The 22,713-nt window shown below is 69.0% G+C and carries 27 protein-coding genes, 1 tRNA gene and 1 pseudogene; 13 read left to right on the top strand and 16 right to left on the bottom strand.

Annotation, left to right across the window (positions count from 1 at the left end; all coding sequences use genetic code 11):
* Positions 1 to 24: 24 nt before the first annotated feature.
* Positions 25 to 192: an HVO_2901 family zinc finger protein gene (locus tag Hbl1158_RS09270; protein ID WP_234296944.1), complete on the bottom strand. Its 168-nt coding sequence runs from the start codon at positions 190 to 192 to the stop codon at positions 25 to 27.
* 199 nt (positions 193 to 391) lie between these two features.
* Here Hbl1158_RS09270 and Hbl1158_RS09265 point away from each other — a divergent pair, with 199 nt between their 5' ends.
* Positions 392 to 985 carry an AsnC family transcriptional regulator gene (locus Hbl1158_RS09265; RefSeq protein ID WP_234296942.1) on the top strand — a complete coding sequence of 198 codons (594 nt, stop codon included), beginning with the start codon at positions 392 to 394 and terminating at the stop codon, positions 983 to 985.
* A gap of 65 nt (positions 986 to 1,050) precedes the next feature.
* On the opposite strand, the gene Hbl1158_RS09260 is transcribed toward Hbl1158_RS09265, so the two are convergent.
* Positions 1,051 to 2,475, bottom strand: coding sequence for a class II fumarate hydratase (locus Hbl1158_RS09260; protein WP_234296940.1), 1,425 nt, complete (start codon positions 2,473 to 2,475; stop codon positions 1,051 to 1,053).
* A gap of 130 nt (positions 2,476 to 2,605) precedes the next feature.
* On the opposite strand from Hbl1158_RS09260, the gene Hbl1158_RS09255 reads away from it, so the two are divergent.
* Positions 2,606 to 2,827 (top strand): hypothetical protein, encoded by a 222-nt coding sequence (locus Hbl1158_RS09255; RefSeq protein ID WP_234296938.1) that lies wholly within the window; start codon positions 2,606 to 2,608, stop codon positions 2,825 to 2,827.
* A gap of 127 nt (positions 2,828 to 2,954) precedes the next feature.
* Positions 2,955 to 3,440, top strand: a complete 486-nt coding sequence (locus Hbl1158_RS09250) for an SRPBCC family protein (protein ID WP_234296936.1) — start codon at positions 2,955 to 2,957, stop codon at positions 3,438 to 3,440.
* Between the two features lie 72 nt (positions 3,441 to 3,512).
* On the opposite strand, the gene Hbl1158_RS09245 is transcribed toward Hbl1158_RS09250, so the two are convergent.
* Both Hbl1158_RS09245 and queC read right to left on the bottom strand, forming a co-directional pair.
* Entirely contained in the window at positions 3,513 to 4,436 is a 924-nt protein-coding gene (locus Hbl1158_RS09245) for a DMT family transporter (protein WP_234296934.1), read from the bottom strand.
* Between the two features lie 264 nt (positions 4,437 to 4,700).
* Entirely contained in the window at positions 4,701 to 5,543 is an 843-nt protein-coding gene (gene queC / locus Hbl1158_RS09240; RefSeq protein WP_255764050.1) for a 7-cyano-7-deazaguanine synthase QueC, read from the bottom strand.
* Between the two features lie 192 nt (positions 5,544 to 5,735).
* Between queC and Hbl1158_RS09235 the strand changes: the two genes are divergently transcribed.
* The gene (locus tag Hbl1158_RS09235) at positions 5,736 to 6,065 is read left to right on the top strand and encodes a 2Fe-2S iron-sulfur cluster-binding protein (protein ID WP_234299506.1); all 330 of its coding nucleotides are present in this window, start codon (positions 5,736 to 5,738) and stop codon (positions 6,063 to 6,065) included.
* A 32-nt stretch (positions 6,066 to 6,097) separates the two neighbouring features.
* Here the strand turns inward: Hbl1158_RS09235 and Hbl1158_RS09230 are convergent, their stop codons facing one another.
* Complete coding sequence (locus tag Hbl1158_RS09230) at positions 6,098 to 6,874, bottom strand: sensor domain-containing protein (protein WP_234296932.1); 777 nt, start codon at positions 6,872 to 6,874, stop codon at positions 6,098 to 6,100.
* Between the two features lie 166 nt (positions 6,875 to 7,040).
* Between Hbl1158_RS09230 and Hbl1158_RS09225 the strand changes: the two genes are divergently transcribed.
* The 4 genes from Hbl1158_RS09225 to Hbl1158_RS09210 all read left to right on the top strand — a co-directional run bounded on the left by Hbl1158_RS09225 (position 7,041) and on the right by Hbl1158_RS09210 (position 8,772).
* Positions 7,041 to 7,385, top strand: coding sequence for a helix-turn-helix domain-containing protein (locus Hbl1158_RS09225; RefSeq protein WP_234296930.1), 345 nt, complete (start codon positions 7,041 to 7,043; stop codon positions 7,383 to 7,385).
* The gene (locus Hbl1158_RS09220) at positions 7,382 to 7,738 is read left to right on the top strand and encodes a hypothetical protein (protein WP_234296928.1); all 357 of its coding nucleotides are present in this window, start codon (positions 7,382 to 7,384) and stop codon (positions 7,736 to 7,738) included. Before Hbl1158_RS09225 ends, Hbl1158_RS09220 begins: the two co-directional genes overlap by 4 nt.
* Complete coding sequence (locus tag Hbl1158_RS09215; protein WP_234296926.1) at positions 7,725 to 8,009, top strand: hypothetical protein; 285 nt, start codon at positions 7,725 to 7,727, stop codon at positions 8,007 to 8,009. The genes Hbl1158_RS09220 and Hbl1158_RS09215 overlap by 14 nt, the downstream gene beginning before the upstream one ends.
* A 103-nt stretch (positions 8,010 to 8,112) precedes the next feature.
* Positions 8,113 to 8,772, top strand: coding sequence for a sensor domain-containing protein (locus Hbl1158_RS09210; RefSeq protein ID WP_234296924.1), 660 nt, complete (start codon positions 8,113 to 8,115; stop codon positions 8,770 to 8,772).
* A 363-nt stretch (positions 8,773 to 9,135) separates the two neighbouring features.
* Here the strand turns inward: Hbl1158_RS09210 and Hbl1158_RS09205 are convergent, their stop codons facing one another.
* Together Hbl1158_RS09205 and Hbl1158_RS09200 are read right to left on the bottom strand one after the other, a co-directional pair.
* Entirely contained in the window at positions 9,136 to 9,969 is an 834-nt protein-coding gene (locus Hbl1158_RS09205) for a DUF4097 family beta strand repeat-containing protein (RefSeq protein WP_234296923.1), read from the bottom strand.
* 345 nt (positions 9,970 to 10,314) lie between these two features.
* Positions 10,315 to 10,388, bottom strand: a tRNA-Tyr gene (locus Hbl1158_RS09200).
* Between the two features lie 116 nt (positions 10,389 to 10,504).
* Here Hbl1158_RS09200 and Hbl1158_RS09195 point away from each other — a divergent pair.
* Positions 10,505 to 11,296, top strand: a complete 792-nt coding sequence (locus Hbl1158_RS09195) for a hypothetical protein (RefSeq protein ID WP_234296921.1) — start codon at positions 10,505 to 10,507, stop codon at positions 11,294 to 11,296.
* Positions 11,293 to 11,847 carry a cupin domain-containing protein gene (locus Hbl1158_RS09190; protein WP_234296919.1) on the top strand — a complete coding sequence of 185 codons (555 nt, stop codon included), beginning with the start codon at positions 11,293 to 11,295 and terminating at the stop codon, positions 11,845 to 11,847. Before Hbl1158_RS09195 ends, Hbl1158_RS09190 begins: the two co-directional genes overlap by 4 nt.
* A 41-nt stretch (positions 11,848 to 11,888) precedes the next feature.
* Here the strand turns inward: Hbl1158_RS09190 and Hbl1158_RS09185 are convergent, their stop codons facing one another.
* The 4 genes from Hbl1158_RS09185 to Hbl1158_RS09170 all read right to left on the bottom strand — a co-directional run bounded on the left by Hbl1158_RS09185 (position 11,889) and on the right by Hbl1158_RS09170 (position 15,708).
* On the bottom strand, positions 11,889 to 13,784 hold the full coding sequence (locus Hbl1158_RS09185; RefSeq protein WP_234296910.1) for a DEAD/DEAH box helicase family protein: 1,896 nt from the start codon (positions 13,782 to 13,784) through the stop codon (positions 11,889 to 11,891).
* A gap of 75 nt (positions 13,785 to 13,859) precedes the next feature.
* Positions 13,860 to 14,492 (bottom strand): hypothetical protein, encoded by a 633-nt coding sequence (locus Hbl1158_RS09180; RefSeq protein ID WP_234296909.1) that lies wholly within the window; start codon positions 14,490 to 14,492, stop codon positions 13,860 to 13,862.
* A 51-nt stretch (positions 14,493 to 14,543) separates the two neighbouring features.
* Positions 14,544 to 15,104 (bottom strand): TATA-box-binding protein, encoded by a 561-nt coding sequence (locus Hbl1158_RS09175; protein WP_159668101.1) that lies wholly within the window; start codon positions 15,102 to 15,104, stop codon positions 14,544 to 14,546.
* 76 nt (positions 15,105 to 15,180) lie between these two features.
* Entirely contained in the window at positions 15,181 to 15,708 is a 528-nt protein-coding gene (locus Hbl1158_RS09170; protein WP_234296907.1) for a hypothetical protein, read from the bottom strand.
* A gap of 98 nt (positions 15,709 to 15,806) precedes the next feature.
* Between Hbl1158_RS09170 and Hbl1158_RS09165 the strand changes: the two genes are divergently transcribed.
* Positions 15,807 to 16,649 (top strand): hypothetical protein, encoded by an 843-nt coding sequence (locus Hbl1158_RS09165; RefSeq protein ID WP_234296905.1) that lies wholly within the window; start codon positions 15,807 to 15,809, stop codon positions 16,647 to 16,649.
* Between the two features lie 28 nt (positions 16,650 to 16,677).
* On the opposite strand, the gene Hbl1158_RS09160 is transcribed toward Hbl1158_RS09165, so the two are convergent.
* The 4 genes from Hbl1158_RS09160 to Hbl1158_RS09145 form a co-directional block, all read right to left on the bottom strand.
* On the bottom strand, positions 16,678 to 16,983 hold the full coding sequence (locus Hbl1158_RS09160; protein WP_234299505.1) for a hypothetical protein: 306 nt from the start codon (positions 16,981 to 16,983) through the stop codon (positions 16,678 to 16,680).
* Between the two features lie 148 nt (positions 16,984 to 17,131).
* Entirely contained in the window at positions 17,132 to 17,428 is a 297-nt protein-coding gene (locus Hbl1158_RS09155; protein WP_234296903.1) for a hypothetical protein, read from the bottom strand.
* Between the two features lie 355 nt (positions 17,429 to 17,783).
* Positions 17,784 to 19,262 carry an MATE family efflux transporter gene (locus Hbl1158_RS09150; protein ID WP_234296895.1) on the bottom strand — a complete coding sequence of 493 codons (1,479 nt, stop codon included), beginning with the start codon at positions 19,260 to 19,262 and terminating at the stop codon, positions 17,784 to 17,786.
* A complete protein-coding gene (locus Hbl1158_RS09145) occupies positions 19,262 to 19,975 on the bottom strand; it encodes a TetR/AcrR family transcriptional regulator (protein ID WP_234296893.1) in 714 nt (237 codons plus the stop codon). The genes Hbl1158_RS09150 and Hbl1158_RS09145 overlap by 1 nt, the downstream gene beginning before the upstream one ends.
* Before the next feature lie 175 nt (positions 19,976 to 20,150).
* On the opposite strand from Hbl1158_RS09145, the pseudogene Hbl1158_RS09140 reads away from it, so the two are divergent.
* Positions 20,151 to 21,464 (top strand): annotated as a pseudogene (locus tag Hbl1158_RS09140) (phosphoribosylamine--glycine ligase).
* Positions 21,465 to 21,585: 121 nt separating this feature from the next.
* Positions 21,586 to 22,446 carry an aldo/keto reductase gene (locus tag Hbl1158_RS09135; RefSeq protein ID WP_234296890.1) on the top strand — a complete coding sequence of 287 codons (861 nt, stop codon included), beginning with the start codon at positions 21,586 to 21,588 and terminating at the stop codon, positions 22,444 to 22,446.
* A 36-nt stretch (positions 22,447 to 22,482) separates the two neighbouring features.
* Here the strand turns inward: Hbl1158_RS09135 and Hbl1158_RS09130 are convergent, their stop codons facing one another.
* Positions 22,483 to 22,677 carry a hypothetical protein gene (locus Hbl1158_RS09130; protein ID WP_234296888.1) on the bottom strand — a complete coding sequence of 65 codons (195 nt, stop codon included), beginning with the start codon at positions 22,675 to 22,677 and terminating at the stop codon, positions 22,483 to 22,485.
* Positions 22,678 to 22,713 lie beyond the last annotated feature (36 nt).

Here is a 22,713-nt window from a genome sequence, read left to right as displayed (position 1 = left end):
CCGCGAGTGATCCGGCGGTCGTCCCTACTCGAGGCGCTTCAGCCCCTCGCCGATCCCGGCGGCGTCGCACCCGTCTTCCGGACAGGTGTAGTGCCACCCGTCCTCGGTCGCTCGTCCCTCCGGAAACTCCGACCCGCATCGGCGACACCGGAGGAGATCCCGACCGGTGGCTCGTGCTGAGAGCTGCTGCATACCTCCCACGTCACCTCGCGAGGAATTGAACGTACCGGTCCGTCGCGGCTCGAGTCGCCGATCGCGAGCGTCCCGGTTCGAACTCCCGGACGTGGCGGGGATGGAAGCTGACGGGACCGCCGCAGCCCGTCGATCCCGGTGACGCACGCGGGGGAGACAGTCGCCCGGATTCTTGACCATCGGGATCGTATCGCCGCCGATGCGCGACCTCGACGACACCGACGCGCGGATCCTCCGACTGCTGGCCGAGGACGGCCGCCGTTCGTACAGCGAGATCGGCGAGGCGGTCGACCTGTCGCCGCCGGCCGTCTCCGACCGCGTCTCGCGACTGCGCGAATCGGGCGTCATCCGACGGTTCACGATCGACGTCGACCGGTCGACCCTGCGTGACGGGACGCCCGTGTTGGTCCGCCTCTCGGTCCCGCCCGGCGGCGTCGACGCGGTCGCCGACCGGGTCCGCGAGAGCGACGCCGTCGAACACGTGTTCGTGACCGCCGACGGCGACGTGATAGCGTTCCTCCGGGTCGCCGACGACAGCGTCCGCGAGTGGGTCGAGACCGCGGTCGGCGTCGACGCGATCGACGACTACTCGGTCGAACTCGTCCACGACGCCGACTGGACGCCCAGCGTCGCCGCGACCGACTTCGCGCTGACGTGCGACGAGTGCGGCAACAACGTCACCGACGAGGGCGTCGCCACTCGCGTCGGCGGGTCGCTTCACCACTTCTGTTGTCCCACCTGTGAGGCGCGCTACACGGACCGATACGAACGGCTGGAGGAGGACGCGGACTGATACGACCGAAAAGAGGGATCGCCCGGAACGAGCGGACGGATCGATCCGGCGTCGCGGAGCGAGCGCTACTCCTCGCCGAGAATGCCGCGGTGGGTCATCGACTCGGGGTCGAGCACCTCGTCGGCCTCCTCTTCGGTGAGGTACCCCTTCTCCAGCACCACCTCGCGGACGGTCTTGTCCTCTTTCAGGGCGGTCTTGGCGACCTCGCTTGCCTTGTCGTAGCCGATGGCGGGGTTGAGCGCCGTCGCCAGCGCCATCGACTGCTCGACGCGCTCGGCGGCGTACTCCTCGTTCGCCTCCAGCTTGGCGACGAAGCGCTCGCCGAACACCGAACTCGCGTTCGCGAGCAACTCGGCCGACTGAAGGAAGTTGTGGGCCAGCACCGGCTTGTAGAGGTTCAAGTCGATCTGGCCCTCGGCCGCGCCGGCCGAGACCGCGGCGTCGTTGCCAACGACCTGCTTGTGGACCTGGTTCACCGCCTCGGCGACGACCGGGTTGATCTTCCCGGGCATGATCGACGAGCCGGGCTGATTCTCCGGCTGTTCGATCTCGCCGAGACCGTTACGGGGGCCCGAGGCCAGCAGCCGGAGGTCGTTGGCGATCTTGTTGAGGCTCCCGGCGACCGTGCGGAGCGCGCCGTGCGCCTCCGACATGGCGTCGTGGGCCGCCTGCGCCTCGAAGTGGTTGTCCGCCTCGCGGAACTGCGTGTTCGTCTCCTCGGAGATATACTCGGCCGCGAGCTCGGGGAACTCCGGATCCGTGTTGAGACCCGTCCCGACTGCGGTTCCACCGAGCGCCAGCTCGCGGAGGTGATAGCGGGTGTCGCCGACGCGCTTGATCCCCTTCTGGACCTGCGTTCGGTAGCCGCCGAACTCCTGGCCCAGGCGGATGGGCGTGGCGTCCTGGAGGTGGGTGCGCCCGGTCTTGACGACGCCGTCGAACTCCGCTTCCTTCTCCTCCAGCGCGGCGTGCAGCTCCTCGAGCGCGGGAACGAGGTCCTTCTCGACGGCCTCCAGCGCCGCGACGTGCATCGCCGTCGGGATCACGTCGTTGCTCGACTGGCCGAAGTTGACGTGGTCGTTCGGGTGGACGACGCGGTCGCCGACCGCCGCGCCCATGATCTCCGCCGCTCGGTTGGCGATGACCTCGTTGGCGTTCATGTTCGAGGAGGTGCCCGAGCCGGTCTGGAACACGTCCACCGGGAACTGGTCGTCGTGCTCGCCGGCGATGACCTCGTCGGCGGCTTCGACGATCGCCGCGGCGGTGTCCCCGTCGAGGTGGCCGAGGTCGCGGTTGGCCTGTGCGGCCGCCTTCTTCACCACGCCCAGCGCGCGGACGAACCGGCGGCCGAAGCTGACGCCGCTGATGGGAAAGTTCTCGAGGGCGCGCTGGGTCTGTGCGCCCCAGTAGGCGTCCGCCGGCACCTGCATCTCGCCGAGGCTGTCGGACTCGGTGCGGAACTCCTGGCTCTCGTCGGTGTCCTCGCTCATACGCGACGCCTCGGAGGGAGCGGTCGTAAAAGCCACCGATACGGCCGTGTGTCGCCGGAAGGCGCGGGGTGTGTTGACACGGCTGGCTCACGTTCAAGTGTGACTCGGCTGATGCGTGAGTCGAGGGGCGATGCGCCCCCGGATCGACCGACGACCGACCCTCCAACACAGGACGATGTATCCCCGATCGCCGGCGAACGGCCGGCACGACGACACGTATCACCCGCCGACGACGCTGTCGGTCGCCGTCGCCGTCGCGGCCGCGGTCCCGCTGACGCTGTTCGCGCTCGCCGAACCCGCCCTTCTCGTGGGCGCGTTCGTCGGTGCCGTCGCGGTCGCCGTCGCTCGGTGACCGATCGTCGCCGCCGAGACGACTGCCGCTTTTGACCACCGAAACTACTGCTGCCCGTCCGACGCCGAGGCGACCCTCCTCTCTCCGCCGCCGATGCGTGTTTGAACGTGTGGCCCCACGTTCGACCATGTCGACTTACCGCCGTCGCGTCCGCGTCGACGCGCCGCTCGATGAGGTCTGGAAGTTTCACTCCCGAATCGAGGGACTCGAGGCGCTTACGCCCGGGTTCATGAACCTCCGAGTCGACCGCGTCACGGGGTCGGACGGCGAGCCGGACCCGGAGGTGCTCGCGACCGGGACGACGATCGAGATGAGCATGCGTCCGTTCGGCGTCGCCCCCCGGCAGCGGTGGGTGTCACGCATCGAGGAGCGGGAGGCGGACCTCGACGCCGGACGGGCGACGTTCGTCGACACGATGACCGAGGGCCCGTTCCCGACGTGGCAACACACCCACCGGTTCTACGAGAGCGGCGACCAGACGGTCGTCGACGACGAGGTCCGGTACGAACTGCCGGGCGGACCGGTCGGTCGCGCGGTCTCGCCGCTCGGATGGATCGGGTTCGAGCCGATGTTCCGGTACAGGCACCGCCGGACCAGAGAGTTACTGGAGTAGTCGACCTGACCCCTATCGGCACGGCCGTACCGGGGTGAGCTGTGCCGGGGTGACCCGTGACGGCGCGGCCGCTCACGACCCCCGCGCACGAGCGGTGGCGAGGACGCCGGCGAGGACGACCGCGCCGCCGACCAGCGTGACCGGCGAGGGATACTCCGCGAGCAGCAGCACCGCGAGGAGCGTGCTGCCGACGGGCTCGCCAAGCAGCGAGACGGAGACGACGCTCGACTCGACGTGCGCGAGGGCCCAGTTAATTACTGTGTGGCCGAACACGCCCGGGCCGGCGGCCATCGCGAGGAACAGCAGCCACTCGTCGGTGCCGTAGCCGACGAGGGGGTGCCCCCGCGCCAGCGTCGCCGCCAGCAGCGCGAGCGCGCAGGTGACGTACACCACGACGACGTACGGTAACAGCGGGAGCCGCTGGCGCAGCGAGCGCCCGAGCAGGACGTACGCGGCCGCGGTGGCCGCGCCGAGCACGGCCAGCGCGTTGCCGTACAGCGGGTCCGGTCCCGTGACGGCCGGAGCCGCTCCCAGTAGCGCGTCGCCGACGCTCATGACGGCCATCCCCGCGAGCGCGACCCCGATGCCGGCGACGGTCCGGGGTCCGACGCGCTCGTCGAGCACGGCCCACGCGCCGGCGACGACGAACAGCGGCTGCGCCTGGACGAGGGTCACGCTGGCGGCGACGCTCGTCCAGCGCAGGCTCTCGAACCAGGATGCGAAGTGGACCGCGAGCGCGACGCCGGAGGCGACCGCGAGCAGGAGATCGCGGCCGCGAAGCCGACGGAAGGCGGCGCGGTCGCTCGGCCGCGCGAGCGCTACTGGGAGCAACAGCGCGACCGTGAACACGACCCGGTACAGCGCCTTGACCAGGCTGGGCGCGCCGCTCCACTCGACGAGGATCGCGCTCGTGGAGACGGCGGCGACGGCGACGCCGAGTCCGGCGAGCGGCGGAACGCGCTCCTCCAGCGCGTCGATGGCGGCGAGCGTCGGCACGGCTGAGGCTACGGCGGTCGCCGGGTATCGCTTGCGGTTCTCGGTCGCGGCGGTGCGAGCGGCGACTGGCGAACTGGCGACGGACGAGGCCCGTCGGGCCGGCGGCGGCGAACCGGTCAGACGGCCGTGAACGCGGGCGGGTCGTCGCTCGACCGCTGACCGCCCGCGGGTCGTGAGTCAGGTCACGGCGACTGTGGCCCCGTCATCACACAAGAAGATTCGGCGGTCGAGGGTCGCCCGAGGCGACCGATCGCCTCGACGGACTCACTCGGTACCGGAATCGCGTTCGGTTCCCGCGTCGGCGACGGTGTAGTCCGGGCGCTCCTCGTACTCAATCGGGTCGTCGATCCCGAGACGCTGGAACGCCTGGAGGCGATACGCGCACGCGTCGCAGGTGCCGCAGGCGGGGGCCGCCTCGCGGTAGCAACTCCACGTCGACTCGTAGGGGACGCCGAGGTCCGTGCCTCGTCTCGCGATGTCGGTCTTCGAGTTCTCGACGAACGGGACGACGATGTCGATGCTCGTCTCGGGCCTGGTTCCGGTGTCGACCATGGTCTCGAAGGCGTCGAAGAACTCGGGTCGACAGTCGGGATATCCGGAGTAGTCCTCCGAGTGTGCGCCGACGAAGACGGCCTCGCAGTCGGTGGCTTCCGCGTAGGAGACGGCCATCGAGAGGAGGTTCGCGTTGCGGAACGGAACGTACGACGAGGGGATCTCGTCGGCGTCGCCGTCCTCGTCGCCGTCGGCCTCCTCGGTATCGTCGCCCCTCCGGAGATCGGCGTCCTCGACCGCCAGCGCGTCGTCGGTGAGCGACGACGCGCCGATGCGTGCGAGGTGATCCGTCTCGATGTGGAGATAGCGGTCGTCAGGGACCCCCATCTCCGCACGGAGCGCCTCCGCGCACTCGCGCTCCCGGGACTCGGTGTTCTGTCCGTAGGAGGTGTGCAGGAAGTGGAGATCGTGCCCGCGCTCGCGTGCCTCGTACGCGGTCGTCGCCGAGTCCATGCCGCCGGAGACGAGGACGACCGCGGCCGGTGCGTCGGATCCGTTCGTCGCACGTTCAGACGCCGACCCGGAGTCGGACCCGTCGAGTTCCCGTTCGGTCATACCCGCGTGATCCGGCGGCGAGGAGAAGTGTCTGTCCGATCGGCGATCTCGATCGGTCGCCGTCGTCGCCTCTATGCCCCCTCGAACCGTGTATCCGGTGTGACTGACGCGACCGATAAGGCCGGTGAAGCCGATGCGACAGAGCCGGTCGACGGGGCGGACGGAACGGACTCGGCGGCCGACCGGGTACCGATCCGCGTCCGACACGCCGACGGCGAGGCAACGGTGCGAGTCGAGCGCGGAACGATCCTCCGGGACGCGCTCCTCGCGGCCGACGCGGAGACGGGGACGGGGGTCGACTGCTCTCCGTACGCGGCCGTGACGGCCCGAGCGAACTGCGGCGGACGCGGACTGTGTGCCACGTGCGGCGTCCGCGTGCTCGAGGGGCCCGGCTCCGATCACTGGCACGACCGCCTGGCGGAGCGGTTCGGGTACCCGCGACTCTCGTGTCAGATCGAGGTCAGCGAGCCGATGACTGTCTCCATCGTCGAGGACAAACGGATCTGGGGCGGTCGCGAGTAGCGGTGATCTCGTGATGGCGTGTCTCGCCGTTCCTACGCGCCGCGGGTCCCGCGGTCGAGCGCGCGACGGGTCGCGCCGATCACGTCGTAGGTGTCCCCGAGCATGACTCGGGTGTACCATCCCGACAGCCGTGCGAGCCAGTTCAGCAGTTGCAGGCCGGCCAGCACGACGAACGCGCCGACCGCGGCGACCGCGAGCGCCTCGCCGAGGGTCGTGACTCGCCAGGCCTCCACCCGGAACACCGTCTCGTAGCCGACCAGCAGTCGGTTCCAACCGAAGTACAGCGCGGGGTGGAGTTCGACCGGGCGATCGGTGACGACGCCGACGTACAGGCCGGGCTGATCGTAGTACAGCGGAACCAACAGGAGGCTAGCACCGGTCGTCACCACGGTAGTGATGACGGTGAACGACGCCACCCCGAGGAGGAGTTTGCTCGGCAAGTACACGAGCGCCGTCCAGGTATCCCGGTCGGTGGCGACCGCGACGATCCGTTCGCGCCGGGAGTCGGCGTCGAGCCGACCGGTGTCACGATCCATGTCGACGCCGAGGAGGAACGTCGCGAGGCGTCGTTCGACGGTCGCGAGGCCGAGCGAGACCGCGATCACCAGCACGAGCAGCGGGATCCCGACGACGACGACCGCCAGCCCGAGACCGATCGGAACCCCGATCGCCAGTAGCATGAAGTACGCGAATCCCAGCGGGACCGCAAGCGAGAGGTACAGCAGATTGAGATACGTCTGCGGGCGCAACGGCGACGCGAGAAACGACCTGACCCCGCGTCGTAGTCGGACGCTCGCGCTTCGCGACATGCGATCGAAGCTGTCCGAGCACCGATCATAAACGTTCGGGTCGATCCGGCCAGCCTGCAACCGCGGCCCCGTGTTTACCCGAATCCACCGGGAAGTCGCAGGCGATGTGTCGCTACCGACAGCCGATTCGGGACGCTTTTCGTGGGTCATCGAGACACCTGTGACGATGGCCGAGGACGACGGCGACGGGATCGTCGACCTCCTCGGCGACGAGTACGCGCGGACGATCCTCCGGGAGACCTACGGCGACACGAAGTCGGTCGAGACGCTGAGCGAGGCGTGTGACGCCGACTCCTCGACCGTGTACCGCAGGGTACAGCGCCTCCAGGACGCGGGCCTCCTGGAGGACGAACAGCAACTCGACCCGGACGGCCACCACTACAAGACCTACCGCGCCAGCGTCCGGGCGGTCCACCTCGAGCTGTCAGAGACCGGCTTCGAGATCACGGTCGACCGGCCCGAGCAGGACGCCGCCGACCGCTTCACCAGGCTCTACGAGGGGTTCAAATGACAGGACTGCTCTCCACCGAACTCCCCGCGCCCGCCGCGTTCGCGACCCCGATCCAGGCCGCCACCGGCGGGTCGCCGACTGTCGTGCTTCTGGTGTTCGCCGCGCTGTTCGTCGCGACGGTGCTCTCGCTGTATCTCGCGCGCAGGCTGTACGACGGCTACCGGGACACCGGCGGCCGACGCAGGCTCCTGCTCGGTGTCGGCCTCGTGCTCGTGACGACGGTGCCGATCCTGCTCAGGCTCGTGCTGTCGAACCTCCCGGAGACGGACCCGACGCTCCGCTCGCTGGCGGTGACCGGCTGTCAACTGATCGGGCTCCTGCTCGTGTTGGGGGTGATCTATGACCGCCGTTGACGCCGCGACGGTGCTGTTCGCGACGGCCGCGGCGACGGCGCTGGCCGGGACAGCCGTCACCGCCGTCGCCTACCGGGGATACCGCCGGCACGACAGCGCGACGATGCGCTACCTCGCCGTCGGCATCGCGTTCGTCGCCGTCGCTCCCTTCTGCATCAGCTACGGCCTCGCGCCGCTCGCCGGCCTCGACGACGCGACGACGCTGCTCGCGGTGCTCTGTGCGAACGTCGTCGGCCTGCTCGCGCTGATCTACTCGCTGGACGGCACCTGACCCGGACCGGATCGATCTCGTATTAATATCCTTCGACGGTCCGTCGGACGAACAGGCGGCGCTCCGGGTATACGGTCGTTCGGACCGAGGCCGCGATCGCCGCATGACGACAACCGACCCTCCGGGCTCGACGGCCTCGTTCGCCAGCGCGCCCCTCGACCCCCGCACGTACCGAAGCCTCCTGTACCTCCTGCTGGCAGTCCCGATCGGGATCGGCTACCTGGTCGTGTTCCCGATCGCCGGCTCGCTGTCGCTGGGGCTGAGCGTCACGATCCTCGCGCCGGTCGCTGTGGTGGCCACGCTGTTACTGGCGGTCGCGGTCGTCTGGGCGGACGCGACGCTGACGGGCCGCCTGCTCGGCGTCGAGGTGTCGCCGTGGTTCCCCTCTCGGGAACTCGGCGTCGCGGAGTTCTGCAAGCAACTCGTGTTCGCCCGCGAGACGTGGACGGGACTGCTGTACCTCTGTTGGCGCATGGCGCTGGGCATCGTCGCCCTCGTCGTGTTGTCGACAGGGTTCTCGCTCACCTGGGGCCTGCTCGCCGCGCCGCTGGCGTACGGCGAGTTCCTCCGGATCGACTACCGGCTCGGCGTCTACCGGATCGACACGCTCGCACGCGCGCTCGCCGCCGCCGGCGTCGGCGTCGTCGTGGGACTGCTCACGCTGTACGCCGCGAACCTCCTCGGCCGCGTCTCGGCCGTCGTCACGGCGACGCTCGCCGACGGCCGGGCGGCCGACGACCACGACGCCACGACGGATCCCTGAGCACCCGACACACCGGGGTCGCGCGATCCCCGAGCCCTCCCCCGCGGACCATCGGCCCTCCCCCCGATCGCGGTTTCTCGCGATCCTTGGTTACTTCTTCGCCGCTTCCTCGTGCCTCTTCGCCGTCACCTCGCGGCCTCTTCGCCGCTTCCGTCGCCCAACTGTCGTCGGGCGGAGACTTCTCGAGGATGACGACCGTCGACTAGACGGGCCGCGTCGCTGGCCGTACGTCGACGATCGACCACGGACCGGCGAGAGCAGGATGCGGGGGACGGGCCGAGGCAAAGCGAGGGAAAGCGAGAGGACGAGCGGACGCGGGAGAGCGACCGGAGAGGGGGAGGGCCGAAGCGGGGGAGCTGTCGCTCAGTTCAGCGGGGACACCGATACGTCGCCGGTTCGGGTCTCGATGTCGAGGGAGGGACCGCCCGAGCCGAGCGTACCGGTCACGAGTTCGTCCGTGCGGGTCGAATCCGACAGCGGGAGTCCGTCGACCGACACGTCGCCGGTGTCCGTTCGCGCGGTGAGGTCGGCGTCGGCCTCCGGAGTCACGGCGGCCGACACGTCGCCCGTCCGCGAGCTGATCGTCGTGTCGGCGTCGACCGTCGGCACGTCGACGGTCACGTCGCCGGTTCTCGCCGTCACGCGCTCGATCGCGTCCGGACGCTCAACGACCACGTCGCCGACCGACGCCGTCGCGCGGACGGCCCCCGAGACCCCTCGGAGGCGGAGGTCGCCGGTGTCGGTTTCGGCGTCGAGGTCGCCGGCGACGCCCTCGGCGGTCACGTCGCCGACCCTGCTGCGGATCGACGAGACCTGAAGCGACTCCGGAAGAGTCACGTCGAGCGACATCGACGGCTGCCCGCCGAAGAACTCGGTGTCCCCGGTGAACTCCGAGGAGAGGAGGAGCTCTTCTCCCGCGCGGTCGACGCGAAAGGAGAGGTCCGAGAGGTCGGCCGTGACCGAACTCGCCTGCTTCACGATCCGTACGTCGATGTCGTCGCGGTCGGCGGTCTGAATGCTCACGTCGCCGAGATCGGTGCGCACGGCGAGCGAGGACGCGCCGTCGACGGCGATCGTTTCGGTTCGTTCGGTCCGCTTGCCGACGAACGGCGTCGCGCCGCTACAGCCGGCTACCGATGCCAGGAGGGCCGTTGCGCCGCCGGCGAGAACGCGGCGACGCGTGAGTTTGTCGCTCACGGCTAGGGGATCAGTACCGACACGTATCAACTGCTACAGGAACCTGTCGACTCGACAACTCGGGAAAACGGTTATATATTCGGTTCGCTCCGGGCGGGCGGGTCGCCGATCGACGGTGCGATGCGACTCGTCTGTTCAAATCGACTCACGAAGGGGTTCACGCGGCACGGCTCGCTCACTCCGTTCGCTCGCGATGTGCCGCGAAAAGTCCGGGTTCCCCGATTTGAACTCCTGAAGACGTGCTCGCTCCGCTGCGCGCGTCTTCCGTGCTCAAATCGGTCACGGATTGGCCTCGTCGCCGTCGGCTCGGTCGCTCCGCTCCCTCGCTGTGACGGCGACAGAACGTCCGGGTTCCCCGATTTGAACGGGGGGCAAGCCGATCTACAGTCGGCTGCTCTACCAGGCTGAGCTAAACCCGGATACAGTATCGAATACCCGCCGATTCGGACTTAAGGGTTCCCATTCGATCCCGGTTCGTCACGCGAAACCACGGTCCCGTCGCGGGGTTTATCGCCCGCGACGAACACCCGCGAGTATGGCCGAAGACGAGCACCGACAGGCGACGTTCGGCGCGGACGGCGAACTGTCCGACCGCGACCCCGACGCCGACGGAACCAACGACTTCGGCGAGCCGAAGGCGGCCGACGAGACCGACGGCGGCTACAGCCGCTATGCGGTGTCGAGCCTGCTCCAGAAGGCCGTCCGCCGCTCCGACGAGGAGGCGGCGGCGTGGGCCGCGTGGGAACTGGCCCGGTCGGGGTTCGCCTGGAACCTCTGGGACCGCCTCCACCTGTACGTCGTCGAGGACCTGCGCGCCGGCCAGGACGTGGCGCTGCTCGTGGAGCGCTACGAGGAACTCGCGACCGAGCGCTGGGAGCCCGGCGAGTGGCGCGGCCGGATCTGCGCCGTTCACGCCGCGCTCGCGTGTGCCCGTGCCGCCTCCTCGCGGGAGTCCCCCAACGCCGACGAGTTCTTCCGCAACGCCGCCGACGCCCGCGTGCAGGCTCGCGATTCCGACGACAAACCGGCCGTCGACTTCCCCGTCGGCGAGTTCGAACCGGGCGGGGAGTACGACGTCGCCTTCGACAAACACACCGGCGAGGGGAGCCGTCTGGGTCGCGACGGCGAGTTCTTCAAGACCCACGGCGCGCGCGTCGGCCCCGAGGGCGAGGACGAGCAGAGCGCGCGCTGGCAGCGACTGAACATGCTGGTCCACGAGGCCGACTTCTCCGAGGAACAGATCGACCACGCGGTCGACCCCGTCGATCCGGACGACAGGTGGGGGGAACCCGAGTTCGCGGACGACAAGGAGTCCGGAGGCGAGTGAACGTGGATCGCGTCGCGTTCGACGACGCGACCGAGACCGTCCGCCTCGGTGGCGAACTCGGAACCGAACACGTCGCCGTCAACCGATACCGGATCGAACCCGGCGGTGGGTTCCCCGGCGGCCTCCACGCGCACGCCGACCAGGAGGAGGTGTTCGTCGTCGTCGCGGGCGCGGCGCGGTTCGAGACGCTCGAGGGCGGTGTCCGCGTCGAGGCCGGCGAGGCTGTCCGGTTCGCGCCGGGCGAGTACCAGTCCGGTAGCAACGCCGGCGACGGCGACCTCGTCGCGCTCGCGCTCGGCGCGCCCCGCGACAGCGACGACGTCCGGGTCCCGGTGACCTGCCCCGACTGCGGCGACGACGGCCTCCGCCTCGACACGGAGGGGAACGATCCTCGATTCTCGTGTCTCGACTGCGGGTCTGAGCACACGCCCGCGCCGTGTCCCGACTGCGGGAGCGACGACCTGGGGTTCGCGACCGACGACGAGAACGACCCGATCGTCGCGTGCGAGGACTGCGGATCGGTGTTCGCGGACGCACCGCTCGACGGCTGACTCCACCGCCGCGAGACTCCGTCGCCGGCGACGCGCCCGGCTCACTCCACCGTTCGCTCGGTGATCCGGACGCCCTTCTCGGCGAGGTGGTTCATCCGCCGCTGGGCGAAGTCCTCCTCGCTGGTCCCCCGCGTCGCGAGGACGTACACCAGCGCCGATCCGGCGGGGCGCATCGTCCGACCGGCCCGCTGTGCGCCCTGTCTCCGGCTCCCGCCGAGTCCGGAGGCGACGATCGCGAGTTCGGCGTTCGGCAGGTCGATCCCCTCGTCGGCGATCCGCGAGACGACGAGCGTCCGGCGCTCGCCCTGGCGGAACTCCTCGAACAGGCGCTGGCGGACGTGGTGGCGGGTCTCTCCGGAGACGAACGGGACGCCGAGCGCGTCTGCGATCCGCTCGCCCTGGTCGAGGTAGTCCGCGAACACGAGCGCCCTCAGGTCGCCGTGGCGCTCGCGCAGGCGACGGATCTCGTCGATCTTCGCGGGGTTGCGCGCGGCCGCGATGTGGCGCTGGCGGCCGTCGGCGCTGGCCCACTCGTTTTGCGCCGCCTCGTCGCGCCACGGGACGTACCGGATCTCCACCTCCGGCTCCTGAACGAAGCCGGCGTCGAACAGCGCGCCCCAGTCGGTGCCGATGGGCGGGCCGATGAGGGTGAAGATCTCCTCCTCGCGGTCGTCCTCGCGGATGGGGGTCGCCGACAGCCCGAGCCTGTGTTTGCTCTGGAGGTCCGCCGACCGTCGGTACACGTCGGCCGGCACGTGTTGAACCTCGTCGTACACGATCAGCCCCCACTCCCTGGAGTCGAACAGGGACCGATGGCGGTCCATTCCGGCCGTCTGGTAGGTGGCGATCGTCACCGGCGCGATCTCTTTTTCACCGCCGTGGTACTCTCCGATATCCTCGTCGTCGAGGTCGGTGTGGGCCAGCAGTTCCGTGCGCCATTGGGCAGCGAGTTCCCGCGAGGGGACGAGAATCAGCGTCTCCCCGCCGACCGCCGTCAGCGCGCCGATCGCCGCGACGGTCTTGCCCGACCCGGGCGGCGCGACGAACACGCCCGCGCGCTGGTCGAGGAAGCGCTCGACCCAGTCGGTCTGGTACGCCCGGAGGTCGGCCTCCAGCGTCACCTCCAGGGGCTCGCCCGACTCGAGGTCGCGGTCGTCGACGACGGGATAGCCCGCCTCGTACAGCACGCGCTTCACGCGACCGATCGCCTCGTCGTTCACCCACGACTCGGTGTCCGAGAGGTCCGCCTGCAACACGGATTCGTCGAGCTTCTGTCGGGCGACGTTGCCCATCAGCTCCTCGCGATCGGCCGAGAGCACGACGTAGCCGTCCTCGTGGGTCCGCAGGCGGAACTGCCGAGCGCGCTTCCATTGGTTCTCGACCCACTCCTCCAGGTGGGGGGAGCGCCGCGGGAGCACCGAGCGCATCCGCGCGATCAGCTCCGAGCAGTCGTCGAACGGGGCCGCCCAGACGTCCTCCTGGCGGATCTCATAGAGGTACCCTCGCGTACCGGGGTCGGTCCCGGTCGAGTCCAGGAGGTGCGCGAAGTCGGCCAGCATCGCCCGAGTGTACTGCGTCGGCTGGTCGACGACGATCTGTCGTCGCGTCGGAAACATGACGACCCGCTCGCGGGCGGCGAGGTCGCCCCAGGTACTCGGGTAGTAGATCACCGGATCGCTCTCGACGTCGACGCGCTCGACGGCCCCCTCGGTCGCGAGCGCGTCCAGCGCCTCGCGGGCAGCCGCCTGGCTGCGATCGGTCTCCCGGGCGACCCGCGAGGCGGTGAGGACGGGACGTTCCGCGGCCTCGACGGCGTCGTAGAAGGCGTCGATCGTGAAGTCGCCGTCAGGGGTCTGCACGTCGCCGTCGGGGTCTCGCGCGTCGCCGACGGGTCCCCCGCTGCCGTCGTCGCCGTCGGCTCCCGGATCGTCCGTCATCGCCGGCCGATACGTCGCCGGCGCGTAAATGCGCCGCGTTCCGCCGGGGCGCACACCGGGGAGCGCGCGCCGCGGCTACCGACGGTCGCAGGGGAGTTCACACAGCTCCCGCTTCGAGCGGAACCGCGCGCCGCAGTCGTCGCACTCGACGTGGCCGTCGCCGGCGGCGGTGACGACGCGGTGGCCGCTCACCTCGAACGGGCGGGTGACGATGCGGGGGCGGATCCGACCGGGGATCTGTCTGCCCTTGTGTTCGGACAGCGCCGCCCTGAGCCGGATCGTGTGCACGTCGCACTCGCTCCAGCGGTCGGAGGCGAGCGCTTCGTCCCAGTCGGCGATCTCGGTCCACCCGGTCACGAGCACCGGGGAGGGCGTGTCGGTGTCGCCGACGACGACGACGAACCGGACGCCGTCGCGGACGACGGCGAAGCGCCAGCCGTCCGTGGAGTTCCAGCGAAGCTGGCCGTTTCTGATCGCGTCGCCGGCGGTCGGGAGGGTGATGTAGCGACCCTGCTGACGCAGCCGGCGTCTGAAGTGGTCCGTCTGCGCGTACCGCGACGGGTCGCGATCGGGAGGGGCAGAGACGTCTCGCCCCCGTTCGGGGAGACTGGGCGAGCGGGCGCGCGCCCGGGTGTTCGTGGACGAGCCGCCGCGACCGGTGTGCGCCGACGAGTCCGCGGCGTCGGCGGCGCCCTGTCGGGAAGCCACTATGTCGCCGTATGCGGGTTCCTGATATATACCGATTTCCCCGATTTCAGCCTAGCCGAGCAGGCCGAGCGCCTCGATTCGGTCGACGATCTCCTCGACCGCTTCCTCGGCGTCGTCGGTACGCTTCCCGCCCGTGATGACGATCTTCCCCGAGCCGAACAGGAGGATCACCACGTCCGGCTCGTCCATCCGATAGACGAGGCCGGGGAACTGCTCGGGCTCGTACTCAACGTCCTCCAGCCCCAGCCCGATGGCCAGCGCGTTGAGGTTGAGCTGGTGACCGAGATCGGCCGACGAGACGATGTTCTGGACGGTGATGTCCGGATCGTCCTCGACCGGAATCTTCAGTCCGCGGAGCTTCTCGAAGATGATCCCGAGGGCCTCGTGCACGTCGTCGATGCTCTTGGCACCCGTGCACACGATCTTGCCCGAGCGGAAGATCAGCGCCGCCGCCTTGGGCTCTTGGGTCCGGTAGACCAGCCCCGGGAAGTTGTCCGGGTTGAAGTCCGCCCCCGGAAGGTCCTCCGCCAGCGCTTCGAGATCGAGCTCCTGCCCGATCCCCGTCGATGCTACAACGTTCTGAATCTCGATGGATTCTGCCGGGTCCGTCATGCGTCGTCGTTCCTCGTCCCCACTTATAAACCGACGGTTTATAAAGCCGGGTGTCTCCGCGGCCGCCGCAACGCGGTCACTCGAGGTCTTGAGGGTCGTCCGAGACATCGGCGGTCGCCGACCGATCGGCGACTGCCCCCTCGACGGCGTCCCGGGAACACTCGGCCAGGGTCGCCGCGCGCTCGGGCGCGACGCCGAACCGCTCGACTGCGACCGCCGCGCCGACGACCGCGGGCCGCCGAGTCGCGGCCTGACCGCGGTGAACGGCGTCCGGATCGACGACCGCGAGTTCCGGCACCTCGGGTCGCGGACTCGACGCCGACACCGGATCGCCGGCGACTGACCCGTCGGTGGACTCCGCCGCGGCTTCCCGCACGTGAATCCCGATCAGCGCCGAAAGCGCCGTCGACAGCGCGGTCATCGCCGGAGCGCGTCGGTCGGGGTCGCCCGCGGCGGAGTCGCGGCTCGCGACGCCCGAGCGGAGCGGGTCGAGCGCGCCAGCGAGCGCCAGCGCGCGAGGCGACTCACCGACGGTCAGGGCGTGCTCGATGGCCGCTGTCTGCACGGTCCAGACGGGAGCGTCCGGGGTCGGTGGCTCGCCCATCGTGTGTCGCCCCGACGGCCTCCGGGCGCATAAGCGCAATCGAATCCGATAATCTCTCCAGTAAATTTATGCCTGCGTTCGTGCTGATTTCTACGTACATGACCGGAACGGGGAGGGCGAACGCGGTCGGCGCGCTCCACGCCGACGCTGAGTCGCTGGCGGCGGCGGCCACGACGGCGGGCGGTGACCACGTCGCGTTCGTCGCCGACGGAACCGTCGACGCGTGGCACGCCCGCCTGGAGGCGGGCAGCGGGCCCGGCGGGACGCGATGTCTCGTGAGCGTCGACGACACCGTACGCGGCGCGAGCGCCTCGACGGCACCGTCGACGCGCCGCGTCGGCGACGTGATGCTGTCGGCCGTCGAGGCCCCGGTCGACGACCCCGCCTCGACCCTTCACGACCTGCTCTCGGTCGTCGATCCCGCCTCCGGCGGGTCGGTGATCGTGGACGACCCCGGCGTGCTACTGCCGGCCGACGCCGACCCCGACGCGGTCGTCGACGACCTCCTCTGCGTGGCCGCCGAGTTCGGCGTCGAACTCCACGCCGTCGTCGCCGGCGACGGTCCGGTCGTCGCTGCGCTGTTCCGACGGCTCCCGACGGCCGACGCCGCCGCAGACCGAGCGCTCGCCGACCGACTCGTCTCGCACCTCCGTGAGACCGATCCCACGAACTTCGGCTACCTCCGCCGGTACTGGCGCGAGGCGCGGCGCGGACTCGCCGCCGTCGAAATGACGTACCCGCAGTCCAAGCAGATCCACGCGGCGCTGCCGGACCCCGAGACGACGCCGCGGACGCTCGGTGCGAGCCTCCGCGGACTGGTCGCGGTCGGCGCGCTCGGCGTCTGGGGCGACACCGTTGCGGCGACCCGATACGACCTCACCGAGTACGATCCCGCGTTCGTCGACGCCGTCGGCGCGGTACTGGACGACATCGAGGACTGACGCGGGTCGGCCCGTCCGGTCGAGGGGGTCACTCCTCAGCGGGATCCGCCGGCGACGACAGCGATCGCGACACGACTTCTCCGTCGGGACGCATCGACACCGTACCGAGCGTGACGGTCTCGCCCTCGTCGGTCGTCCGCGCGACCGCCCGGAGCGTCCCCTCGCGGTCGAGCGTCTCCCAGGTCACGCGCTCGATCCGTCGCTGAAACGACTCGGGGTCGCGCCATCCGGAGTCGATGTCCGAGGGCACGTGGACGACGAACCGGAACTCCTCGGGGGCGACGTGGATCCCGACGCCGAAGGTGTCGATCGCTGGGTCGTCGCCGCCGGTCACGCTGTCGCCGCCGCCGACACCTCCGTCGTCATCGTTGTCGCCGTCGTCGCGCTCCGCCACGTCGTCGGTCATCGCCGTTCGGTAGTCGGCGGGGCCGCAAGAGTCCGTCGGGAGCGGTCATGCAGGGCGAACCGGTGGCACCCGCCGGTCAGACGGTGTCGTCCGGGTCGTGGACCTCGGCCATCCGCGTCGCCTCCGCGGCGTACCGCTCGCGGTCACGGTCATCGGTCCCACCCAACTCGTCTGCTGGCACCGACAGCGACACCGGCGTCTCCCGCTCGTCGTCGAAGCTCGTGAGGGCGCGCTCCTTTCTGAAGTATCCCTCGCCGTCCGCCGTGGCGTACACGAGGATTATCAGGTTCAGTTCGTCGTCGCCGTAGGTGCGCTCGACGAGCCACACGCGCTCGTCGCCCTCGTCTTGCCCGTCGCCACTCCGTGCGCTCATAGCCGTACGTTCCGTGCGGTGGCCGAAAAACGGTTCCACCGTTAGCGTCGGAGCCGTCCGTTCTCGTGCTATCCGTACGGTATTCGTGAGAGTCGGACCATCTCCGGGCACGTGAACGCAATACCGATGCCGTCGGGAGGTCCTCTCGACCGGCGAGAGTTTATCACGGATACCGGAGCCAGAGCCCACATCACGGAACGGTAACCGCGGGGCGAACGCGGGTGTGCGACGCCCAGTCTCGCGGGTAGGATCGACCGCGTCCGGCCGCGTTCTCCGACGGCCGACGCTCGCGTTCGATCCCCAGCGGGCGTCGCCTGTCAGCCAGGTAGACGGCGATGGGGCCGATAGCGGCCGCTCAGTCGTCGGTGGGGACGGCCGCGGAGTCCGCCTGCTCGTCGCCGTCCTCGCCGTCGATCGGCGTCTGTCCGCGAGGGTCGGCGTCGCGCCAGGTCCCGCGGCGGTACCAGAGGTACGCGATGATCGCGCCGGCGGCGTTCGAGACGGCGAAGGAAATCCAGATCCCGGTCGAGCCGAGCGACGGGATCGGAAGCCCGGCGATGTCCGGACGCGCGAGCCCCAGCGCGACCGGGAGTCGGATGACCCCGAGCATCGTCACGGAGATGGCCGCGGCGGTCATCGTCTTGCCGGCACCCCGAAAGCTCCCGGTGTACGCGCGCATCACGCCGATGAATCCGAACGTCGGCGCGACCCATCGCAGGAAGTCGGCCGTGACCGTCACAACGGCCGGGTCGGCGGTGAACACGGCGGCGATGGGTCGCGCCGCGAGGATCGTCACGACGCCCAGCAGTCCGAGGATCGCGAACATGGTCTTGGCGGCGAGGCCGGCGGCCGTCGCCGCCCGGTCGGGCTTGTCAGCGCCGATGTTCTGGCCCGTCATCGTCTCGACGCCGCGAGCGACGGCGATCGCCGGCAGGAAGATGACCGAGAACACCCGGACGCCGATCCCGTAGCCGGCGACGACCGTCGTCGGGAACAGCCCGACGATGACGAGCATCAGGTTCACCGACAGCGATCGGCCGGTGCCCTCGATCGACGCCGGAACCCCGATTCGGACGATCTTGCGAGCGTAGGTGAGGTTCGGTACCATGTCGCGTGGGGAGATCTGCACGCCGCGCGTTCCGCGGAGCATGATCGCCATCCCGACGACGAACGCCAGCGCCCGCGAGAAGATGGTGGCGTAGGCCGCGCCCGCGACGCCGAGTTCGGGGAATATCCACCACCCGAATATGAGGAACGGGTCGATGACGATGTTGACGACGACCGTCAGCAGCATCACCAGCATCGGGGTGATCGTGTCGCCGTAGCCGCGCATGAGGGCAGTAAACACGAAGAACCCGAACATGAACACCAGTCCCGAGGAGATGACGCGCATGTAGTCGGTCGCCAGCGGGAGCACGTCGGGCGACGCCCCGAGCAGACCCAGCAGGTCGCCGACGACGAAGTAGCCGACGGCACCGAGGATCAGCGAGACGATAACCGCGAACGAGACGGTCTGTGAGGCGGCGTACTTCGCCTCCGCATCCTCGTCCGCGCCGACGTGTTGTGCGACGAGCACCGACCCAGCGACGGTGACCCCCATACCCAACGAGAACAGCAGGAACACCATCGGGAACGCGAAGGAAATGGCCGCGAGCGCCTCCGTGGAGTAGCGACCGAGCCACAGCGTGTCCGCGAGGTTGTACGCCGTCTGCAGCAGATTCGTGACGACGATGGGTACCGAGAGGTAAAACAGCGGTTTGCCGATGTTCCCCTCGGTGAGTTCGAACTCCTCTCGCCCCTTGAACACCAGCGAGATCGTGTCTCCGATGCCCATCAGACCGGCACACCTCCGCCCTCGGAGTCGTCTCGGTCACCCGACTCCTCGCCGTCGTCCGTCGCCATCTCCGTCGGATCGTCGTCGATGGCCCGCCGATCGACCGTCTCCGCCGAGACCGGAACGGACGCCTCCTCGACGAGCAGATCGAGGATGTCCTCGACGAGATGTTCGCGCACCACCACCACGTCCGCACCGATCGCCGCCGCACGCGTCCACGTGCCGTGAATGTAGGTGAGCACGTGGTCGGCTATCTCGTCGGGGTCTGTGTCGTCGTCGTACTGCCCCGTCGATACCGCCTCGGCGACGAGCGTGGACACCTCGTCGTGGAGGTCGTCGTCGAACTGTCGGAGCACCTCCCGGTACCCCTCGCGGTACGGCGCTTGGGCTTTGATCTCCATGAACGCCGTGTTGAACTGCTGGTCCGATTCGTCGTCCATCGGATCGAGCACCCGACGAACGAGCGCGACCAGTCGCTCGGCGGGCGTACCCTCCGGATGATCCCGGATGTCCTCGCGGAATCCCTCGTGGAGGTATTCGAGGAACTCGCGAAAGAGTTCGTCCTTGCCGTCGAAGTGGTAGTGGAGGGCCGCCTTGCTTTTGTCCGTCTGGTCGGCGATGTCCTGCATGGTGAGGTCGGCGTACCCGTGCGTACACAGCGCGCGGTACGTCGCCTCCATGAACGCCGTTCGTGTGTCCTTGTCTGTGGTCATCGTGAACGAGGTGAGGGTGGTGAAACGCCCCGAATTTGGGTCTACCAAAGCTAACTGGCCAGTCAGTCAAAAACGGATCGGCTTCCGAACGCCGTGTCACGTGCTGACGTGACGAGGGAGATCCCGCTTCCGTTCGCTCCGGCGGGTATTAGTTCGCCGCCGACGGCAACCCACCATGGACGCCCACAGATTCCTGTTCGTCTCCGCGGACGCCGCGTTGATCGCGGACCTCGCGTGGCAGGTCCACCGGGAGGGCCACGACGTGAAGTACTACATCGAGGCCGAGGACGACCGGGAGATCGGCGACGGCTTCGTCCCGAAGACGGACGACTGGCGCGCGGAGGTCGGGTGGGCCGACGTGATTGTCTTCGACGACATCTGGGTCGGCTCCGATATCGGTACCGGCGAACTCGCGCGGGAACTCCGAGAGCAGGGGAAAGCCGTCGTCGGTGGGACGCCCAACACCGACCATCTCGAGGAGGACCGAGGGTATGCGATGGAGATCCTCGAAGACCACGGTGTGAATACCGTCGAGCACCACATCTTCGATAGTTTCGACGCGGGGATACAGCACGTACAAGAGAACCCTGCCCCGTACGTGATCAAGCCGCTCGGCGAGGTCCAGAACGTCAAACGGCTCCTCTACGTCGGGAACGAGGATGACGGTAGTGACGTCGTTGAGGTGCTGAGAGCCTACAAGAAGGCGTGGGGGCACCGGATGAAGGGGTTCCAGCTGCAGCGGAAAGTCGAGGGCGTCGAAGTCGCTATCTGCGGGTTCTTCAACGGCAACGAGTTCATCGACCAGGTCAATTTCAATTTCGAACATAAGAAATTGTTCCCGGGAAACATCGGGCCACAGACCGGCGAAATGGGGACATCGATGTTCTGGGCAAGCCAGAACAGATTATTCGAAGAGACCTTCGGCAAACTGGAAGGCTGGCTCGCCAACGAAGGCTACGTTGGGAGCATCGACATCAACTGCATCGTGAACGAGAACGGCATTTATCCGCTGGAGTTCACACCGCGGTTCGGGTACCCGACGATTGCGCTGCAGGAAGAGTCCATTGAGTCCTCTACTGGTGAGTTCTTCTACGATCTCGCCCACGGTAATGACCCAGGAGTCGAGGTGCACGACGGGTACCAGATCGGCGTACGGATCGTCCTGCCGCCGTTCCCGTTCGACGACGAGAAGACGTACGATGAGAACTCTCGGAATGCAGCCGTGGTGTTCGAGACGGACAGCCGCGCCGGGATCCATCTCGAAGATGCGAAGAAGATTGATGGCTAGTGGCGTGCGGCGGGCGACAACGGAATGCCCATCGTCGTGACCGGCAAGGGGGACACGATGCACGCCGCACGTGAACAAGCATACGACCGGATCGACGACATCGTGATGCCCAACATGTACTACCGCGACGACATCGGCGAGCGGTGGATCAACGGTGACGGCGACCGTCTGCAAGCGTGGGGATACCTCGGACCGGCATGAGGACATTCCGGGCCGACGTGAGGGGGTTTCGGGCCGGGTCGCGGTGTGCCAGCGTCGATCGGGACACGCCAGCCGCCGCTGCCGTGGCGACTTTCCGCCCGGCGGCCGTCGGTGGTAACACATGAGCGAGACTCCGACCGCGGCCGACGCGGGAACGTTCGACCTGGACGGCGAGACGACGGTGAACAGACTGGGCTTCGGCGCGATGCGGCTGTGTGGCGAGGGCATCATCGGCGCGCCCGACGACGAGGAGAACGCTCGTTCGGTGGCGCGGGCGGCCGTCGACCACGGCGTCGACTTCGTAGACACGGCCGACTCCTACGGTCCGGGCACCTCCGAGCGCCTGCTTCGGGAGGCCGGCGTCGTCGACGACGCAGTCGTCGCGACCAAGGCGGGCCTACTTCGGAACGCCGACGGCGAGTGGCTCCCTCACGGCGATCCGGACTACATCCGCAACCAGGTGCTCGCGAGCAAGGATCGCCTCGGCGTCGACACGATCGATCTCTACCAGTTCCACCGCCCGGACCCGGACACGCCGTTCGCCGACAGCGTGGCGGCGTTCGCGGAGCTGAAGGACGAGGGGCACGTCCGGCACGTCGGCCTCTCGAACGTCACCGTCGAGCAGCTCGACGAGGCGCGCGAGCAGGTGTCGATCGCGAGCGTCCAGAACCAGTACAACGTCGCCAACCGCGAGGACGAGGCCGTGCTCCGCGCCTGCGAGGACGCCGGGATCGCGTTCATCCCGTGGTACCCGCTGGCCGCCGGCGACCTGGACGGGGTCGGTGACGCGCTCGACGACGTGGCCGACGCCCACGACGCGACGCCCCGGCAGGTGGCGCTCGCGTGGCTGCTCGGTCACTCCGACGTGACGATCCCGATCCCCGGCACCTCCAGCGTCGAGCACCTCCGCGAGAACGTCGCGGCCGCGGGGCTGTCGCTCACGGACGCCGAGATAACCCGACTCGCCGAGACCGGGGAGTAGGAGGGCGACGGAACAGTCGGAGCGAACCGGACCGCGTTACACCATCCGCCACGACCGCAGATCGATCGTGACGACGGCCGCGGTGGCCGCGAGTGCGACGAGCGCGACCGCGACAAACGCGACGCTCGGCTGGAACACGAGCCCGTAGATGAGCAGCAGAAGCGCGGTCGCGGCCACGACCATCACGACCAGATACCGGATCAGCCAGTCCTCCGCCTCGCGTTCGGTCATGCTATCGGTGTGTGTTCCACGGTCCGGTAAAAGCGC

This window comes from Halobaculum sp. CBA1158, assembly GCF_021431925.1.
GTDB lineage: Archaea > Halobacteriota > Halobacteria > Halobacteriales > Haloferacaceae > Halobaculum.
This window is presented reverse-complemented; position numbering and strand designations above follow the sequence as displayed.